This window comes from Rhizobium sp. BK176 (assembly GCF_024808055.1).
In genome coordinates, this window is the sequence record NZ_JANUBV010000010.1 from 63,657 (window position 1) to 79,766 (window position 16,110).

Annotated in this window: 10 protein-coding genes, 1 tRNA gene and 1 pseudogene; 10 read left to right on the top strand and 2 right to left on the bottom strand. The window is 59.3% G+C overall.

The features are described 5' to 3' along the window. Positions 1–16 precede the first annotated feature (16 nt). From FHT76_RS25610 to FHT76_RS25645, 8 genes are all read left to right on the top strand, one after another. Positions 17–1,921 (top strand): ABC transporter substrate-binding protein, encoded by a 1,905-nt coding sequence (locus FHT76_RS25610; protein ID WP_259185948.1) that lies wholly within the window; start codon positions 17–19, stop codon positions 1,919–1,921. An 84-nt stretch (positions 1,922–2,005) separates the two neighbouring features. Then, complete coding sequence (locus FHT76_RS25615; protein WP_183756057.1) at positions 2,006–4,114, top strand: family 10 glycosylhydrolase; 2,109 nt, start codon at positions 2,006–2,008, stop codon at positions 4,112–4,114. A 104-nt stretch (positions 4,115–4,218) separates the two neighbouring features. Continuing rightward, positions 4,219–5,205, top strand: coding sequence for an ABC transporter permease (locus tag FHT76_RS25620; protein WP_183756058.1), 987 nt, complete (start codon positions 4,219–4,221; stop codon positions 5,203–5,205). Positions 5,206–5,215: 10 nt separating this feature from the next. Next, positions 5,216–6,406 (top strand): ABC transporter permease, encoded by a 1,191-nt coding sequence (locus FHT76_RS25625; protein ID WP_183863958.1) that lies wholly within the window; start codon positions 5,216–5,218, stop codon positions 6,404–6,406. 10 nt (positions 6,407–6,416) lie between these two features. Then, entirely contained in the window at positions 6,417–8,126 is a 1,710-nt protein-coding gene (locus tag FHT76_RS25630; protein ID WP_183863959.1) for an ABC transporter ATP-binding protein, read from the top strand. A 28-nt stretch (positions 8,127–8,154) separates the two neighbouring features. Then, a complete protein-coding gene (otnI, locus tag FHT76_RS25635; RefSeq protein WP_183863960.1) occupies positions 8,155–8,934 on the top strand; it encodes a 2-oxo-tetronate isomerase in 780 nt (259 codons plus the stop codon). A 7-nt stretch (positions 8,935–8,941) separates the two neighbouring features. After that, positions 8,942–9,817, top strand: coding sequence for a 2-hydroxy-3-oxopropionate reductase (locus FHT76_RS25640; RefSeq protein ID WP_259185949.1), 876 nt, complete (start codon positions 8,942–8,944; stop codon positions 9,815–9,817). Between the two features lie 100 nt (positions 9,818–9,917). Further along, on the top strand, positions 9,918–12,023 hold the full coding sequence (locus FHT76_RS25645) for a beta-galactosidase (RefSeq protein ID WP_183863962.1): 2,106 nt from the start codon (positions 9,918–9,920) through the stop codon (positions 12,021–12,023). Positions 12,024–12,732: 709 nt separating this feature from the next. Here the strand turns inward: FHT76_RS25645 and FHT76_RS25650 are convergent. Beyond that, complete coding sequence (locus FHT76_RS25650) at positions 12,733–12,999, bottom strand: hypothetical protein (RefSeq protein ID WP_183863963.1); 267 nt, start codon at positions 12,997–12,999, stop codon at positions 12,733–12,735. 238 nt (positions 13,000–13,237) lie between these two features. Here FHT76_RS25650 and FHT76_RS25655 point away from each other — a divergent pair. Together FHT76_RS25655 and FHT76_RS25660 are read left to right on the top strand one after the other, a co-directional pair. Next, positions 13,238–13,332: transfer RNA gene (locus FHT76_RS25655), tRNA-Sec, on the top strand. A 125-nt stretch (positions 13,333–13,457) separates the two neighbouring features. Beyond that, positions 13,458–15,371 carry a hypothetical protein gene (locus FHT76_RS25660; RefSeq protein WP_183864008.1) on the top strand — a complete coding sequence of 638 codons (1,914 nt, stop codon included), beginning with the start codon at positions 13,458–13,460 and terminating at the stop codon, positions 15,369–15,371. 330 nt (positions 15,372–15,701) lie between these two features. Here the strand turns inward: FHT76_RS25660 and FHT76_RS25665 are convergent. Continuing rightward, positions 15,702–15,923, bottom strand: a pseudogene (locus FHT76_RS25665) (AIR synthase related protein); the annotation flags it as partial. Positions 15,924–16,110 lie beyond the last annotated feature (187 nt).

The following is a 16,110-nucleotide window of genomic DNA, read 5'->3' on the forward strand; positions in this document are numbered from 1 at the left end:
TTAGGAGAAGAAACCCATGCTTAAGCTGAAACGCCGCGCGTTTCTGGCCGGGACTTCGGCCGTTTTCATTCTTCCAGCCCTGCCAAGCTTCGCTGGCGGCTACAATGAGGCTGTCAGCCTCAAGGAACAGTCAGCCAAGGGCACGCTGCCTGAGAACCCGCTCGTCATCAAGCCGGTTGAGAGCGTCGGCAAGTATGGCGGCGACTGGAAGCTCGCCCTCGTCGGCGGCGGCTCGCTGTCACACCTTTTCCGCTACCAGGCATATGAGCCGCTGGTGCGATACACTCCTGATTGGTCCGGTATTACTCTCAACGTTGCCGAGGCATTCGACGGCAACGAGGATGCCACAGTCTATACCATCCGCCTTCGCAAGGGCATGAAGTGGTCGGACGGCCAGCCCTATACGACGGCCGACGTCAAATTCTGGTACGACACGGTTCTGACCGACAAGCGCGTTGCCATTACCGGGCAAGGCCACTGGAAAACCGACGGCAAGCCGGCCAAACTCGACATTGTCGACGAACAGACATTCAAGGTGACGTTCCCGAGGCCAAATGGCCTGTTCCCCCTTCAGATGGCCTGGGCGAACAATGACCACACGACACGCTGTCCCAAGCACTATCTGGAGCAGTTTCACATCGACTTCAATCCGAAGGCCGATGAGGTGGCCAAGCAGCGCGGTTTCCAGAGCTGGATAGCTGCGTTCCAGTCGATGGCGGGTTTCCAGGACGACAATTCCTTCTTCCTGAACTCGTCGGCAAAACCCTGTCTGTTCGCCTGGAAGTTCACGGTTGCGCCTGGAGAAAACACCGAAAGGGCGGTCGCCGAGCGCAATCCCTACTACTTCAAGGTCGACACGGAAGGGAACCAGCTCCCGTACATGGACCGCATCGTCTACCAGATGGTCGCCGATCCGCAGGTCTTGTTGCTGAAGACGATGCAGGGCGAAATCGACATGATGGACCTCTACATCGCCACGCCTAACAACAAGGCGGTCCTATATGATGCACGCCAGCAGGGCGGATACGACTTCTATACGCTGACCTCGACAGAGGCGAACGTGATGACGTTCATCTTCAATCTCAATCACGAGGACGAGACAAAGCGGGCGCTCTTTCGCAACAAGACTTTCCGTGCGGCAATGTCGACTGCACTCGATCGCCAGACATTGATCGACGCAGTACTCGTCGGGCAAGGAGCGCCGGCGCAGCCATCCATCAAGCAGGGCGACCCTCTCTACAACGAGCAGCTTGCCACGCAGTTCACCGCCTATGATGTCGAAAAGGCAAACGCCATGCTCGACGAGATCATTCCGAAACGGGATGATCAGAATTTCCGACTGGACGACAAGGGCCGCCGCCTTACGATCATCTTCGAAATCGACCAGGCGCGCGCGATCTTCCTCGATCTGTTCCAGCTTGTTATTCCCATGTTCCAGGCCGTCGGTATCGACGCGCAAATGCGCACGATGGACAGGTCCCTGTGGGAGACACGGGTCAGGCAGGGACGCAGCTTCGACGCAACAGCCCACCAGTTCGGTGCAAACGGCGGCGTCGCGGCCATGCTCGACCCGCGCTATTATGCACCGACCGACAGCAACGCGTTTTATGCGCCGGCCTGGGCCCTCTGGTATGTCGACCCGACGAATGCCAATGCAGAAGAGCCGCCCGCAGAGACCAAGAAGCAGCTGGAGCTCTACAACCAGCTCAAGGCGAAGCCCGACAAGGCGGGGCAGCAGGAGATCATGAAGCAATTGCTTCAAGGTGCGGCCGAGAACTTCTACGTCTTCGGGGTTTCGCAGCCTCCGGACAGCTACGGGATCGTCAAGAACGTGATGAAGAACACCACGAAGACCATGCCGAGCTCGTTCGGCTGGCCGACCCCGGCTCCGACCATGCCGGAACAGTTCTACAAGGCCTGACAGGCCACACCAATCAGATCTGCCGAGGCGCCTGCAAGGCAGGCGCCGAGCGCTACCTCTTTGTCAACAATTCGGATCTCGGATATGCTTGAAGCAAGACGACAGAACATAGACACTCTGAGAACGCCGGAGTGGTACAAGACCGCGACACGCTGGACGCAGTTGACCTTCGTTGAAGACGACCCCGTCCGCTACGACCCGGCGTTCTGGATAGACGTGTTCAAGCGTACCAAGTCCAATGCAGTCTGCCTTAGCGCTGGCGGCTACATCGCCTTTTATCCGAGCGAAATCCCCTACCATTATGTCTCGCAGCACCTCGGAGACAGCGACATTTTCGGTGCCCTTGTCGATGCCGCACGCAAGCTCGACATGCATGTCATGGCCCGCGTCGACCCGCACGCAATCCACGCTGACGCGGCCAAGGCGCATCCGGAATGGGTGATGGTCAACGCCGATGGGACGCCCCGCGAGCACTGGGCCTATCCCGGCATCTGGGTCACCAACGCCTACGGCGAATACAACACCGTCTTCATGCCCGAGGTCGTCAAGGAGATTGTCCGCAAATATGATATCGACGCGATCTTCGCCAATCGCTGGCAGGGGCATGGGGTCGATTACAGCCAGGACAGCGCCCGCAGCTTCAAGAACATGTTCGGCCACGCCCTGCCCGTCAAGGCAGACGCCCAGGATCCGGCCTGGCAGGCATGGCTGCAATGGCGCAGACGCGTTCTGACGGATATCATCGCCCAGTGGGATGATGCCGTGAAGGCGATCAAGCCCCATGCGAGCTTCATTCCGAACATGGCGGGATCGTCACTGATGGAATTCGATCTCGAGGTCATCAAGAAGCATTGCCCGTTCCTCGTCGTCGACCATCAGGGGCGCCGCGGCGTCGAACTTGGCTGGTCGGCCGGCCGCAATGGCAAGCGGATCCGCGCCACCTTCCCCGACCGCCCCGTCGTGCTCATTACCTCGATCGGACCGGAGGAGGAATATCGCTGGAAGGATGCCGTGACAGCCCCGGAGGAAATGCAGCTCTGGGTGAACGACGGCACGGCGCATGGGCTCTATGCCTGGTTCACCAAGTTCAACGGCGTCGTGCCGGACAAGCGCTGGGTGGAGCCGATCGCAGACTCCTTCCACCTTCAGGCTGCCGTCGAACCGGTTTTCGAGGCGACGACGCCGACCGCCGAGATCGCGGTGATCGATCCGTCGACGACGCTTCGCCACTGGGCTCCCGAAGAGCGAAACAACGGCGAGAAACACGATCTCGGCTTCTACCACGCGCTCGTCGAGGCGCGCCTGCCCTTCGAGCTCCTGTCCGACCAGGTCCTGACAAAAGAGAACCTTGATCGCTTCAAGGTCATTGTGCTTGCCAACGCGGCATGCCTGTCCGACGCGCAGATCGAGGCTATCCGGCAATATGTCGGTCGCGGTGGCAGCGTCGTTGGCGCCTTTGAGACCTCGCTCAGGGACGAGAACGGCAAGCTGCGAAAGAACTTCGGACTTTCTGACGTGTTTGGAGCGACATTCGTTGCCGGACCTCGCGGCATCGTCAAGAACACCTATGTCGCACTGTCGGCAAGTCATCCGCTCAATGAAGGCTATGATGGCGCCGAACGGATCATGGGGGGAACGCGCCTCATCGATGTCGATGTCAAGGGCGATGCCACTACGCCCTTCCTCTATGTGCCTGACTTCCCGGATCTTCCGATGGAGGAAGTCTATCCGAGGCACGAGCCAAAGGGTGCCGGCGTCATCGCACGCGAGACCGGCACGGGCGGCCGCGCGGTTTTCGTCCCATGGAACATTGGCGAGATCTTCTGGGAGGTCATGGCTGCCGACCACGGACGGCTGATCGCAAATGCCGTCCGCTGGGCGCTCGGCAAGGCCCCGCGCGTCACCGTGAAAGGTCCAGGGATCCTTGATCTTGCACTGAGAGAGAACGCTGACGGCGTGGCGCTGTCCATGCTCAACCTGACAAATCCGATGATGATGAAGGGGCCGGTTCGTGAGAACTACCCGCTCCCCGCGCAGACGGTTTCGTTGGAGATCCCGGATGGAAAGTCTGTTGCGAAGGCGTGGCTCGTCCTGGCCGATCGCGCTGCACCCTTCAACATCAAGGAAGGTCGCGCAGAAATCGATGTTGCGGCGATCGACCGGCTAGAAGTGCTGCACGTCACCTGGAAATAATGGCAGTACGATTCTTCGCCCCGGCTTGGAGGAAGCCGGAGCGAAGAGAAGACCTGGCAACAGGCGCCTGCAGACGCCTGTCTCGAGGGAGGAGAGACAATCTCATGCTTGCCTACATTTTGAAGCGCATCCTTTACATGATCCCGACCTTGATCGGCATGTCCCTGATCTCCTTCATGATCATCCAGCTGCCGCCGGGCGACTACCTGACCTCGATGATCGCCACCATGAGCGAAAGCGGCCAGGCCGTCGATCCGGGCCAGATCGCCAGGTTGAAGGAAATCTACGGCTTTGATGACCCGTTCTACATCCAATACCTCAAGTGGATGTGGGGGATCGTGAGCCGCGGTGACTTCGGATGGTCCTTCGAATGGAACCAGCCCGTTTCAGGACTGATCTGGGCGCGGATGGGCTCCACGCTGGTGATTTCGCTGCTCAGCCTCATCTTCGTGTGGATCGTTGCCCTGCCAATCGGGATATATTCGGCGGTCCGTCGTCACTCCGTCGGCGACCACGTCTTCACCTTTCTCGGCTTCATCGGCCTGGCGATCCCCAACTTCATCCTTGCCTTGGCATTGATGTATGTCGCTTACCGTTTCCTCGGCCAGAGCGTCGGAGGACTGAATTCCCCTGAATTTGCCGAGGCGCCATGGTCATTTGCAAAGGCCATCGACTTCCTCAATCACCTGTGGATTCCCATCATCATCATCGGCGCCTCCGGTACCGCCGCCCTGATCCGTATCCTGCGCGCAAACCTGACCGACGAGTTGCACAAACCCTACGTCGTGACGGCGCGCGCCAAGGGTCTTCCCGAATACAAGGTCATTTTGAAATATCCCGTCCGCATCGCGTTGAACCCGTTCGTCTCGGCGATCGGATGGGTCCTGCCGCATCTTGTCTCCGGCGTCACGATCATTGCCATCGTGCTCAACTTGCCGACGGCAGGCCCGCTCCTGTTCCGCGCCCTCGTCTCGCAGGACATGTACCTCGCAGGTAGCTTCATATTGCTTTTGTCGGCGCTGACATTGGTGGGCGTCCTGCTCTCCGATTTGCTGCTTGCTCTCCTCGATCCACGCATCCGGTTCAACTGAGGAGGCTGCCATGACCGCGAACAAGAATATTTCCGTGAACGAGGTTCACCCGCAGGCCGCTCTGGAGGGTCCCTCGATCAGCCCGCTCAAACAGGGGCGTGCCGTGTCGACCGCGACGGTCGGCCCGTGGCGGCTGGTCTTCGGCAAACTGGTCCGTCAGAAGGTTGCCATGGTCGCGGGCGCGATCATTGCGCTGCTTTATCTGGTCGCCGTCTTCGCAGAGTTCCTGGCGCCGGCGTTGCCGGCGACCGCAAAGCCCCAGTACACCTATGCTCCACCGCAGGCGATCCGGTTCTTCGTCACCAATCCCGACGGCAGTTCCGATTTCAATCTCCACGTGAAGGGCTACAAGATCGAAATCGACAAGGTGGCACTGCGTCGTACCTTTGTGACCGATGACACCAAGGTTGTCCCGATCGGGTTCTTCGTGCAAGGTCCGGCCTACAGGCTCTGGAACCTCATTCCGTCCACCACGCATTTCATCGGACCGATCAATCCGAACGACCCGATGTATCTGCTGGGAGCGGACCGTCTCGGCCGCGATGTCTTCTCCAGGCTCGTCTATGGCACGCGCATCTCGATGTCGATCGGTCTTGTCGGCGTGGCAATGTCCCTCGTCCTCGGGGTTGTTATCGGTTCGATATCCGGCTTTTACGGCGGATGGGTGGACACGGCGATCCAGCGGGTCATCGAAGTCATCAGCGCAATGCCGACGATCCCGCTGTGGCTGGGGCTGGCCGCTGCCATCCCTCTGACATGGTCACCTGTCAGCGTCTATTTCGTCATCACCGTCATCGTCTCCCTGCTCGGTTGGACGTCACTTGCCCGCGAGGTGCGTGGCCGTTTTCTGGCGCTTCGAAGCGAGGATTTCGTAACGGCGGCCAAACTCGATGGCTCCAGCGAGATGCGGCTGATCTTTCGGCATATCCTTCCCTCGCTGACGAGTCACATTCTTGCGGTCGTCACGCTGGCGGTGCCAACGATGATCGTTGCCGAGACATCCCTGTCGTTCCTTGGTATCGGTTTGAAGGCACCGGTCGTCAGTTGGGGTGTCCTGCTCCAGGATGCACAGAACATCCGCACGGTAGCGACTGCTCCGTGGCTGCTGATCTGGCCCTCGCTGGCGGTGGTGGTCGCCGTTCTTTCGTTCAACTTCTTCGGCGACGGACTGCGTGATGCGGCCGATCCCTACGACAATTGAGGAGGAAGCCATGACCGACAAAACCGACGACGTCGTCCTCAGTGTCGAAAACCTGTCGATCGACTTCAGCCTTCGCACCCATATCCTGCATGCCGTCGAAAGGGTCAGCTTTCAGCTGCGCCGTGGCAAGACACTGTGCCTTGTGGGAGAAAGCGGATCGGGCAAGAGCGTGACAGCGCGGTCGCTTCTCCAGATCGTCGACCGGCCCGGTCGCATTGTCGCGGGGCGCATCGTCCTCAAGCAAGCATCTGGCGAGACCGATATCGCCGCACTTTCACCGACCAGCCGGGCAATGCGTGCCATTCGCGGCAAGCGCATCGGCCTGATCTTCCAGGAGCCTATGAGTTCCCTGTCACCCGTCCACACCATCGGCTCGCAGATCGTGGAGGCGATAAGACTGCACAGCGATCTCGACAGGAAGGCAGCGCGAGCGCGCATGATCGACCTTTTGCGCCAGGTCGAGATTCCAAGTCCCGAGACCATGGGCGATCGCTACACCTTCGAATTCTCAGGCGGCATGCGACAGCGGGCGATGATCGCAATGGCGCTGGCGGCAAACCCGGACATCCTGATTGCCGATGAGCCGACGACAGCGCTCGACGTGACCACCCAGGCAGAGATCCTCGACCTCATCAAGCGCCTTCAGATCGAACGCGGAATGGCGATGCTTCTCATCACACACGACATGGGCGTTGTGGCGGAGGTGGCCGATGAGGTGGCCGTGATGCGCTTCGGGCGGGTCGTTGAGGCTGGCACCGTCGATGCGATCTTTCATGATCCGCAGCATTCCTATACCCGCCAGCTTCTTGCCTCGACGGTAAAGCTCACACATCACGTCGAAGGCGTCGTGCCTGCCACGGCCGCAGCCAACGCATCGCCCGCCCCCGTCCTTTCCGTGCGCAATCTGAGCAAGGTCTTCGGCTGGCACGGTACGACCAATACTCTCAAGGCGGTCGACGATGCGAGCTTTGACCTCTATCCCGGGGAAAACCTCGGCATTGTTGGTGAAAGTGGCTCCGGCAAGACAACACTCGGACGGCTGATCCTGAGGACAGTGGAGCCGACGACCGGCTCCGTGATCTTCCGGGGAAAGGACGGCCAGGAAACCGATGTCACAACGCTCGGGAAAAGGGATCTCCGTGCCTTCCATCGCGAGGTGCGGCTGGTCTTTCAGGACCCGTTCGCCTCGCTCAATCCGCGCATGACCGTAAAAGAGGTGATCGGCGACCCGCTCGTCGTCAATGGCCTTGCAAAGGGCAAGGCCCTGGAGGAGCGCGTTGCCGAACTGATGCGCCTCGTCGGCCTCGATCCACTGGCGATGGAGCGCTATCCGCATGCGTTTTCGGGCGGGCAGCGCCAGAGGATCTGCATTGCCCGGGCGCTGGCTCTTGATCCGAAGATCATCATTGCCGACGAGGCGACCGCTGCGCTCGACGTATCGATCCGCAGCCAGATCCTCGATCTCCTGCTCGACATCCGCCAGCGCCTTGGCTTGAGTTTCCTTTTCATCTCGCACGACATCTCGGTGGTCCGATATTTCTGCGACCGGGTCGCAGTCATGCATCGCGGCAAGATCGTCGAACTGGGTGACGCCGCCCAGATCTGCACGGCCCCGCGCGAGGCCTACACGAGAAGCCTGATCTCAGCCGTTCCCAACCCCGATCCGCGCGACAAGCGTCTCATGCACCGTCAGCGTTTCGTTGCGCCGGCCAATGCATAGGCCGGCCAATGCACAGGAAGGAAAACACGTGCCAAAATTCTCTGCCAATCTTTCATTTCTATACCAGGAGCTGCCTTTCCTCGATCGGTTCGAGGCAGCCGCCAAGGACGGGTTCGGTGCACTCGAATATCTCGGCCCCTACGCTGAACCCAAGGAGAAGGTGGCCGAGGCGCTGACATCAAGCGGACTGAAACAGGCGCTCTTCAATGTCCCTTCCGGCGATTGGGCGGGCGGCGAACGCGGGATTGCCTGCCTGCCCGATCGCGTCGAGGAATTTCGGGCCGGTGTCGCCCAGGCGATCGACTATGCGACGGCGCTTTCCTGCCAACAGCTGAACGTCATTTCCGGCCTTGTCCCACCAGGTGCCGACCTCGGCAGCCTGGAGGAGGTTCTCGTCGAAAATCTCAAATACGCGTCGGCTCGATCAGCGGATGCAGGGATCCGGTTGCTGATCGAGCCGATCAATCTGCGTGACATCCCGGGCTTCTTCCTGTCGACGACGGATCACGCCGAACAGATCCTCGACAAGGTCGGTTCGGACAACCTCTACATCCAGTACGACTTCTACCACATGCAGATCATGCAGGGCGACCTGATCGAGACCTTCGCGCGACTGGAGGACAGGATTGCCCATGTGCAGATCGCAGACAATCCGGGACGAAACGAGCCCGGCACCGGCGAGATCAACTACCCCTTCATCTTCTCCGAGCTTGACCGGCTTGGCTACGACGGCTGGGTCGGCTGCGAATACAAACCGAAATCCAGCACCAGCGAAGGCCTCGGCTGGATGAACCCCTATCGGAGGTGAGCGTGACATGAACGTTGGTTTTATCGGACTGGGCGTCATGGGACGTCCGATGGCAGAACACCTGATCGACGCGGGCCATCAGCTCAACCTCAGCCGTGTAAAGGAGGCCTCGGAGTATCTCGTCAAGAAGGGCGGCAAAGCGATCGACAGCGCCAAGGCAGTGGCCGAGACCTCAGACATCGTCATTCTGATGCTGCCGGATACCCCGGATGTCGAAGCCGTCCTTTTTGGCGAGAATGGCGTCGCCTCGGGTCTTTCGGCGGGCAAGCTGGTCATCGACATGAGTTCCATTTCGCCGGTCGCCACGAAGGATTTTGCCGCGCGCGTTGAAGCGCTCGACTGTGACTATCTGGACGCGCCGGTATCGGGAGGCGAAGTTGGCGCCCGGGCGGCCTCGTTGACGATCATGGTCGGCGGCAAGGAACAGGCCTTCGGACGGGCAAGACCACTTCTCGACAAGATGGGCAAGAACATCACCCTTGTCGGCGGTGTCGGTGACGGTCAAACCGCAAAGGTCGCCAACCAGATCATTGTCGGGCTGACAATCGAGGCCGTATCGGAAGCGCTCCTGTTTTCGAAACGAGCAGGCGCAGATCCCGCCAAGGTGCGCGAGGCGCTGATGGGCGGATTTGCCTCTTCCCGGATCCTCGAAGTGCACGGCGAGCGCATGGTCAAGGAGGCGTTCGATCCAGGCTTTCGGATCCGCTTGCACCGAAAGGACATGACGCTGGCGGTGGACGCTGCGCGTGCGCTGGATCTCGCTCTGCCAAACACTGCGGCGACGCAGCAGCTCATGAATGCCGCGGTTGCCTCGGGAGACGGCGAGCGTGACCATTCCGCGCTGATCAAGACACTCGAACGGCTCTCCGGAGGCGCCCGCTAACCTTATCCCCTGACGCTCGGCTGATGCCTCAACAACCGGCGCCGACACGTCGGACGGCGAAGCCATGTCTGGTATTTCCCAAATCTTGGAGGACCATAGAATGGTACGTGATGACATCCAGTTTCCCTACGGGGCCGTTTACTTCCGAAAATCAAATCCCCCGCAGGAGCATTGGGACCGCGACTATGGCGTCGCGGCCGAAGACGGCCTGAACGTTTTCCGCCACTGGTTCATGTGGGGCGCGATCGAGACGGCACCCGGCGTCTACGACTGGGAAGAATATGACCGGCAGCTCGATCTTGCCGCAAAAAACGGAATAAGGACCATCATTGCCGAGATGACACAGACCGTTCCTGACTGGGCGGTCCGCAAATATGCCCATGCGATCCAGATCACGTCAGATGGCAGGAAGCTCAGTTCAAACATGGGCGTGTCGTCAGCGACAGGCGGTTTTGGCAAGAATGGTGGTGGCGTTCTGACCCTGAACTGCCCGGAGGTGCGCGAGGCGGCCGGCCGGTTTCTGACGGCAATGGCCAAGCGCTACAAGGATCATCCGGCGCTCTACGGCTATGATATCTGGAACGAATGCAACTACGCAGAGGACGTCGACTATAGCAGCTATACGAAGGCTGCCTTCAGGACGTGGCTCAAGGCGAAGTACGGGAACCTCAAGACATTGGCCAAGGCATGGTATCGCTACAGCTATGCGGAATGGGACGATATCGAGCCCCCCGTCCAGATGGCAGCCTATCCTGAGTGCATCGACTGGCTGCAGTTCAAGCGTGAGAACTTTTATGAGCAGATGCAGTGGCGCATCGACACGATCCGGTCAGTCGACAGCAAGTGCCTGATTGCCGCGCACGGCGTCTCGGGTGCCATACCCGACATGGCCTCGCATGGCTGCGACGATTGGCTGGCAGCGTCGAAGGTTGAGCTCTACGGCTATACATGGATCCAGGCACGGAAAGGCACGGAGCCGTGGAAAACCTGGTACGGCGTCGACATCAATCGTGCTGCGGCACGCGGAAAACCATTCTGGCATGCAGAACGTCAGGCGGGCCCTCTTTGGCTGCAGCCCCAGGTGATCGGGCGTGACAAGGAGGACGGACGTGTCGCCGAGCCGGAAGACATCCGGATCTGGAGCCTGACGTCACTTGCCGGGGGCGCACGCGGGATGATGAACCTGCGCTACAGGCCATTGCTCGACGGACCTCTGTTTGGGGCCTTTGGTGCGTACGGCATGGACGGCTCGCGTACGCCGCGATCGGAGATGCAGGCGTCGCTCGGCAAGTGGGCCAATGATCCTGCCCAGGCAAACCTCTGGGCGGCAAAGCCCGTTCGCGGAGAAATCGGGATCATCGTCGTGCGCGAGACGCAGGAATGGGACTATCTTCTCAACCACGACCGAAAGGAGAAACCCTACAAGGATGCCATGTGGGGTGCCTACAGGGCGTTCCTTGACCAGGGCGTTCAGCCTGACTGGGTGCATATCGACGACATCGACAGCTATCGTGTGCTCTACTTCCCCTACCCGATCATGTTTACGTCGGAACAGGCGGACCGGTTGAAGACCTGGGTCGAAAATGGCGGAACGTTGATCTGCGAGGCATGCCCCGGATATTTCGGCGACCGCGGCCATGTCGGTCAGCAACAGCCGAACCTCGGGCTCGATGTGATGTTCGGGGCCCGTCAGGTCGATGTCGAATACATGCCCGACATCGGTGACCGGATCCGCTTCAATTTTGGCGGCCGCGACGTCCAGGGCGGGGGCATGCTCCAGTCCTATGAAGTAACCAGGGGAAAAGCACGCGGGACGTTCGACGACGGCCGCCTGGCGGTTGTCGAGAACGGCTATGGCGAAGGGCGCACACTCCTGATCGGCACAAATCCGTCGGTTGGTTACTTCACGACCAACGGAAAGGCCAACCGGGCGTTCTTCGGGGCGCTGATCGACTGGACGAGCATCGAGCGTCACGCCGCATTGTCCAATACCGGCCTTTTCGCCCGGGTACACAAGGGCGAAAACGGCAGCTTCGTGTGGCTCGTCAACCCGACGCGGGAAACACAAATGACGGAGGTCAGGCTTGCCGAGGCCCATGGGTGCATTCAAGCCGGAAAGGCTGCATCCTGGCCGCCCGGCCACCACTACCAGGGCAGCAAGGTCGAAGTCCCGGCCCGGGACGTCGTCATCCTGCAGATCGGCTAGTCATCGAACGGATGCGGGGCGAACCGGTAACCAGCGGCTCGCCCCGTTCTCTTCGCCTGTTGCCGGCTCGATTTCTTGAAAAAGGGCAGACGACACATGCCGACGATGACGCGGAGGTCGATCATTCATGGCAAGGATCGCTCGAGATAACGATTACGGGGCCCTGCAGAAAGTCGTGAGGCTTCTTTGTGGCAGCGAGGATTCTGCCGCGAAAGTTTCGCAACGCCCTCAACGCACACGATCTTCTCCTTGACGGGCTGTAAAGCACCCCCGAAGGAACGCCCCTCCGCAGCTGCTAAGCCGGGAGAAACGCGGGCGGGCATGGAGGTTTGCCAAGATTCTTGCAAGGGCAATTGAGTTTTCGGATCACTTGGCGAAGCCGAACGATGGCTGGAAAGATCGTCGACAGGCTGGAGCAGCGACGCCCGGTCGATCTGTTGGGCACACCGGCGACGACGCCAGTCCCCGTGCTTCCGATGATATGGGCAGTCACATGAGAGAGACCCGCATTTGGTGCGTGGATCGGCGCAGGAACGGTGTTTGCGGGAATGATCGCCCTGCTTTAGGAGACCAGCGGCAGTGCGTTCGTCCGTCACGATCAGTCGCGCCCAACGCCGCCTTGCCGGACGGCGTTAGTTATGGCGCATGTCCAAAGACGTAATGGCAGCGAACGAGTAGCCGTAAATGCCCGCAAATGGCCCGTGGTTTTTCACTGCTTCTTGCAGCCCTCTGACTTGTATGAGCATTGCACTTCGGACCGTGCACCGGCTTTGTCGGCTATGGTACAGGCGACGTGATGGTCATCGCTTGTGCAGAGATTGGAACATGAAATGAAAGAGGAGTTCGATGCTTGGGCAAAGTTTGTCGCGCCGAGTTCGGCGATCTTGCTTTCTGCCGAAGTCAAGGTGTATGGCTCCGCACCGTGAGCGGCCCATGCCAACAAGGATAATATGGTGGTACGGATGATCAGTTTCATGATTCGCTCCTTTCATGCGGACACCGGCATTCGTTCGCTAAAAGCTCGTTCGATCACGCGTCATATATTCCACCGTGATCATTCGCTCGTCCACCGGAGATTTCTGGAATTAGATCCCGTGTGAGGGAACCGCCTATGCGGTCAGGAAGTCGCAGCTTTCCATGATGGCGTCTTCCATGAGAGGGCCGCCCCGCACAGGCTCGACCTCCATGGCGAAGCTCGGTCAGTCAGCAGTTAAGGACGAGAACCGTCCTCGGTGGGGCGTCCGGACTTCAAATCCGGGTGGGGCAGCGAGGCTGTCTCGGGTGGGTTCGACTCCATCCTCTTCCGCCATCGCAGATGCGGGGACACCTTGCGGGCGACAACAGGCTCTTCCGGCAAGTAGAGATGCGTGTTGATCCGCACAGAACATTCGGACAGTCTGTTGCAAAGCAAATGAATCCAATATGAAGGTCGGCATGACGTTTTTTTTGAGGACTTTTGGCCGGCTGCAGCTACTCGACCGAAATGGCGATACCGTCGTGTTTCCCGAAAAAGGACTGCTGCTCTTCGTATACTTGCTCACGTCCGATCAGGGCCAGGCAGATCGTCCGGCAATAGCACGCTTTCTATGGGGCGACGCAGATGACGACGTCGCGCGTACTACGCTGAGAAAGGCGGTCTCCAGAATTATGGCGCGTCAGAATGAACTGGGCACCGTAATACTGTCCTCTGAAAACGGACTGCTCTCGATTAACCGACAGGCTTTGTGCTCGGACCTCCTCCTCGAAGCCGGTGGAGCGGAGCGCGAGCCAGTCGCGTTCCTCCAGGACCTTTTGAAAATTCTCAGCCAGCCATTTTTGGGGACCTCTCAAAGTGCGAGCCAGGAATTTAGAAGGTGGTTCGCCGAGCGGGAGAATTATCATGCATGCCTTCTCAAGGAGACGTTGAGAGACGCCTCAAAGCTGCCAAAAGGAAAAGAAGCGCCCGATATCTTGCGACGAGCGGCGACGACACTCTCCTGGCTGGATCCACACAATCCAGAAACAAAGCGCTTTATTTTACAGATCCTCAACGCTGAAGAATACGTGGCATCCCTTAGAAAGGATGTCGAACGTCGTCAGATTTCCCTTTCATTGAAGAGTAGCCGCCTGAGATCTGACGGCGACGTGTTGACATCGTCAACTCAACCGGCCGGACCTTCAGACGACGTTACATCTGCGAGCGAAGACGTGGTAGCCGCGGTCCCCCGCCTGATGTTGCTGCCACCCCGGAGTCAATCCGTGCAGTCAACTGCGTGGCAACTTGCTGGATCACTCATCGAGGACATCACGATTGGTTTCTGCGCCTTCGACAGCGTTCAGGTGATTGCGCCTTACTCAGCAGCTCAAGTGGGCAAGGATGCAAGGACACAGTCAGATTTTTGTGCGCGACATCGCGTTAACTACGTCCTTGACACCAGCACCAGCGGCGACACGGACGACGCCACACTGTTCGTCCAGCTCATCTACTTTGACCAGCACCAGGTCATATGGGCGGAGCGTTTCAGCCTCCACCACATGGCTCTTGCCAAGGACAGAAGGGCGGTTACCCGACAGGTTGCGCTGTCTGTTTGCAGAGAAATAGAACGATATGAAAGCCTGCGAGACAATCTCAGTCCAGTAGCCTATCATCGATATCTGGTTGGCAGGCGCCACCTGGTGCGCTTGACGCTTCCGAACTTGCGGCGTGCGCGTGCAGAGATGAAAGCGGCGCTGAACGTGAGCCCGAACTTCGCGCCAGCGCTAAGTTCAATGGCGCGGACCTATTCGAAGGAATGGCTGTTGACAGCGCGAGGTGATATCGAACTGCTGAACACGGCCGAAACATTAGCGAAGCAAGCAGGCCGGACGCGTTCCGACTTCGCTGACGCTTACCGCGAGTTGGGCGTCGCCAGATTGCTAAAGGGGCAGTTCGACGAAAGCGCCGAAGCAATGGAATTGGCGGAAACCTGTGGGCCGCACTATGCCGACGTCATCGCCGACTACGCTGACACGCTCGTCCATTGCTCCCTACCTGCGATGGCGTTGCAGAAGATCGAGCGAGCAATCGAGCTCAACCCCCTCAGCCCCGACACTTACCTCTGGACGGCTGCAGGGGCGAGTTATGCCCTCGCCGATTTCAACCGGGCACTGGATTACATCGGTCAAATGGCCGACCCCACCCTGGCTGACAGGCTTTCTGCCGCAAGCTGGGCGATGTTGGACAATCAGGAAAAGGCGCGGCTCCACGTGCGGAGATTTCGCGAAGCCAATCCAGACTTTGATGTCGACCGATGGCTTTCTGCGGTCCCGAGCAAGGAGCAATGGCACAAGGATCTCTATCGTGAGGGCCTGAAGAAGGCGGGATTCTAATAGCAAAACCTTCAGAATGGCAGTTTGCGCGACAGGAGGTGCTTGTTTAGCCGCTTTAACGTCGCTGAGGATTGGAAGCAGTGACGTCTTCCTCCCTGACGGACCAAAGTTCTGGTGGTCTCTTGATCACGCCGCATTTGAAAACTGCTACCGTATTCGCTTCACGGCCAAGTCTCTCTTCAAGAGAGGTCCTGTTCACGGTTGCCGATATTCGAGGCCATGGCATCGCCGCAGCGTTACGTTCCTCGACGGGCGCATCGAGATGGATCAGGACGGCGCCCAACGAAGGTCATGACGCTGGAGGGCTGTAAATTTCGGACCGCCCATGCAATCTCGAGGCAAGACTTTGCTGATCGGCATAGCGAGGATTGCCAGTGCGAGGATGGGCTTGCCGCCCATGGCATAAACGTCGGAAATTGCGGTCGTCGCTGCATGCGTCCGAAATCAACAAGGATCATCGACAACCGGCATGAAGAAATCGGTCGTCGTGACGATGCAGGTGTCCTCGTCGACCTGCCATACGGCAGCATCATCCGCCATTCCATCGCCGACCGGGAACTGGGCGAATGGCTGCGTTACAAAAGGACGTAGCGCCGAAAACGGACGAAAAAGCCCAGTCCGTCTTTTTTGCGCGCCCGACCTTCAGGCGATCTGCCTCTTCGGGCCAGAATCGGTCGGAATGCCGTTTTCAAAGGGATTAATCAAAGGAGGCGAGAACCAAATCCGGAGCTGCGTGGCG